This is a genomic window from Allobosea sp. BH3, assembly GCF_025499465.1.
GTDB lineage: Bacteria > Pseudomonadota > Alphaproteobacteria > Rhizobiales > Beijerinckiaceae > Allobosea.
Map to the genome: position 1 here is coordinate 2,501 of NZ_JAIMCA010000012.1, position 3,147 is coordinate 5,647.

At 54.4% G+C, this 3,147-nt stretch carries 1 protein-coding gene, 2 tRNA genes and 2 rRNA genes (1 of these 5 running past the window's edge); 1 reads left to right on the forward strand and 4 read right to left on the reverse strand.

Annotation, left to right across the window (positions count from 1 at the left end; genetic code table 11):
• Positions 1-759: ribosomal RNA gene (locus tag BoBH3_RS24430) — 23S ribosomal RNA — on the reverse strand (it extends 2,058 nt beyond the left edge of the window).
• A gap of 125 nt (positions 760-884) precedes the next feature.
• Between BoBH3_RS24430 and BoBH3_RS24435 the strand changes: the two genes are divergently transcribed.
• The gene (locus BoBH3_RS24435) at positions 885-1,022 is read left to right on the forward strand and encodes a hypothetical protein (RefSeq protein ID WP_262333470.1); all 138 of its coding nucleotides are present in this window, start codon (positions 885-887) and stop codon (positions 1,020-1,022) included.
• On the opposite strand, the gene BoBH3_RS24440 is transcribed toward BoBH3_RS24435, so the two are convergent.
• The 3 genes from BoBH3_RS24440 to BoBH3_RS24450 form a co-directional block, all read right to left on the reverse strand.
• Positions 988-1,063 (reverse strand) — tRNA-Ala (locus tag BoBH3_RS24440). The genes BoBH3_RS24435 and BoBH3_RS24440 overlap by 35 nt on opposite strands.
• A gap of 104 nt (positions 1,064-1,167) precedes the next feature.
• Positions 1,168-1,244, reverse strand: a tRNA-Ile gene (locus BoBH3_RS24445).
• A gap of 221 nt (positions 1,245-1,465) precedes the next feature.
• Positions 1,466-2,952: ribosomal RNA gene (locus BoBH3_RS24450) — 16S ribosomal RNA — on the reverse strand.
• Together the 16S and 23S rRNA genes with 2 tRNA genes alongside form the textbook arrangement of a ribosomal RNA operon.
• Between the last annotated feature and the right edge of the window lie 195 nt (positions 2,953-3,147).

Genomic DNA, 3,147 nt, shown 5'->3' on the forward strand with positions numbered 1-3,147 from the left:
ACCTGCTCATGGCTAGATCACCCGGTTTCGGGTCTAATCCGACGAACTGAACGCCCTGTTCAGACTCGCTTTCGCTGCGCCTACACCTACCGGCTTAAGCTTGCTCGTCAGATTAAGTCGCTGACCCATTATACAAAAGGTACGCGGTCACCCAGGACGAACCTTGAGCTCCCACTGTTTGTAAGCATTCGGTTTCAGGTGCTATTTCACTCCCCTCGTCGGGGTGCTTTTCACCTTTCCCTCACGGTACTTGTTCACTATCGGTCGCTGAGGAGTACTTAGGCTTGGAGGGTGGTCCCCCCATGTTCAGACAGGATTTCACGTGTCCCGCCTTACTCATGTCCCAACTGTTCGCAGATCCGTACGGGGCTATCACCCATTAATGCGTGGTTTCCCAACCACTTCCGGTAACTTACAGTCAGGCACTGGCCTGGTCCGCGTTCGCTCGCCACTACTAACGGAGTCTCGTTGATGTCCTTTCCTCCAGGTACTTAGATGTTTCAGTTCCCTGGGTTAGCTTTGAACCCCTATGTATTCAGAGTTCAATACCTTCTCATGATCTCTGTTAGTCCGAAGACAGGCCCAAGCACAGGCCGTAACCTGTCCTTGGAATAACAGAGATCGAAGGTGGGTTTCCCCATTCGGAAATCCGCGGATCAAAGCTCATTCGCAGCTCCCCACGGCTTATCGCAGCGTATCACGTCCTTCATCGCCTCTCAGCGCCAAGGCATCCACCGAATGCTCTTAAGGCACTTGATCGTTCTCATGATCGATGTCCGCGAACATTCCCGAAGGAACGAAACGCAGAGCATTTGATCAGAAAGACCATTATGCTTGCCGAATGTACCCGATTTAACGAAAGCCGATGGTGTCGGACATTTCGCATGCTGCAGGATGAGCAGCTCTCGAATACATTCCCTCTTCACAATGACAAACAGCAGCGCCAGCCGTCTTGCGACAGCGGCGAAACTAAAGACTTTCCGGATTTGGTGGAGCCAGACGGGATCGAACCGACGACCTGAAGCTTGCAAAGCTACCGCTCTCCCAACTGAGCTATGGCCCCATTTGAGTAAAGCAACGCGCCACTTGGCGCGGCGGCCGTTCGGCCTTGCGAGCCCAAAAGCTCGAAAGAACCGCTGCTCGTCGGACAGATCGGCGCTCGATGACTGGTGGGCCTGGGAGGATTTGAACCTCCGACCTCACGCTTATCAAGCGCGCGCTCTAACCAACTGAGCTACAGGCCCAAGGCAAATCGATCCCAAGATCGACCGGCCAAAGCCTGGCTTGGCCCAGAATACGCGACCGATCTTATCAACCATCAAAGGTTGGACCGATCCAGCGCATTCGCCCGGAAAGAGAAAGAGAAACGAAGACGGCGAAGTTCCGCATGTCGGGACCTGATCTGGTCCCTTTGTTCTGAAGAGAGGTCGATACGAGGCAAGCCTCGTGAAGTCCTCTACCTTAGAAAGGAGGTGATCCAGCCGCAGGTTCCCCTACGGCTACCTTGTTACGACTTCACCCCAGTCGCTGAGCCTACCGTGGTCGCCTGCCTCCTTGCGGTTAGCGCGACGCCTTCGGGTAAACCCAACTCCCATGGTGTGACGGGCGGTGTGTACAAGGCCCGGGAACGTATTCACCGTGGCATGCTGATCCACGATTACTAGCGATTCCACCTTCATGCACTCGAGTTGCAGAGTGCAATCTGAACTGAGACGGCTTTTTGGGATTAGCTCGAGGTCGCCCTTTCGCTGCCCATTGTCACCGCCATTGTAGCACGTGTGTAGCCCAGCCTGTAAGGGCCATGAGGACTTGACGTCATCCCCACCTTCCTCGCGGCTTATCACCGGCAGTCCCCCTAGAGTTCCCAACTTAATGATGGCAACTAGGGGCGAGGGTTGCGCTCGTTGCGGGACTTAACCCAACATCTCACGACACGAGCTGACGACAGCCATGCAGCACCTGTGTTCCGGCCAGCCGAACTGAAGAAAGGCATCTCTGCCGATCAAACCGGACATGTCAAAAGCTGGTAAGGTTCTGCGCGTTGCTTCGAATTAAACCACATGCTCCACCGCTTGTGCGGGCCCCCGTCAATTCCTTTGAGTTTTAATCTTGCGACCGTACTCCCCAGGCGGAATGCTTAAAGCGTTAGCTGCGCCACTGAAGAGCATGCTCCCCAACGGCTGGCATTCATCGTTTACGGCGTGGACTACCAGGGTATCTAATCCTGTTTGCTCCCCACGCTTTCGCGCCTCAGCGTCAGTATCGGACCAGTTGGCCGCCTTCGCCACTGGTGTTCTTGCGAATATCTACGAATTTCACCTCTACACTCGCAGTTCCACCAACCTCTTCCGAACTCAAGACTTCCAGTATCGAAGGCAATTCCAGGGTTGAGCCCTGGGCTTTCACCTCCGACTTAAAAGTCCGCCTACGCGCCCTTTACGCCCAGTGATTCCGAGCAACGCTAGCCCCCTTCGTATTACCGCGGCTGCTGGCACGAAGTTAGCCGGGGCTTATTCTTCCGGTACAGTCATTATCTTCCCGGACAAAAGAGCTTTACAACCCTAAGGCCTTCATCACTCACGCGGCATGGCTGGATCAGGCTTGCGCCCATTGTCCAATATTCCCCACTGCTGCCTCCCGTAGGAGTTTGGGCCGTGTCTCAGTCCCAATGTGGCTGATCATCCTCTCAGACCAGCTACTGATCGTCGCCTTGGTGAGCCATTACCTCACCAACTAGCTAATCAGACGCGGGCCGATCTATCGGCGATAAATCTTTCCCCCGAAGGGCGTATCCGGTATTAGTCCAAGTTTCCCTGAATTATTCCGAACCGAAAGGTACGTTCCCACGTGTTACTCACCCGTCTGCCACTAGCACCGAAGTGCCCGTTCGACTTGCATGTGTTAAGCCTGCCGCCAGCGTTCGCTCTGAGCCAGGATCAAACTCTCAGATTGGATGAGATTTTGTTCCGGCATCGCACTGCGTATTGACGGAGTCATTGCTTGATTACCTAAGCTTTCACCTAAGCAACCAGCGATGGCTCTTGTAAAACGCAGCACACCGAAGTCTCGTTTGACTTGCCCGAAGGCAAGTCCGCAAGAACCCCGCCGTCCACGTTTCTCTTTCTGTCTTCAATTTTCAAACAGCGT

Bases quoted from the DNA above. Each gene is read 5' to 3' on its own strand.
- BoBH3_RS24435 (WP_262333470.1), top strand. From the start codon at position 885: ATGCTGCAGGATGAGCAGCTCTCGAATACATTCCCTCTTCACAATGAC.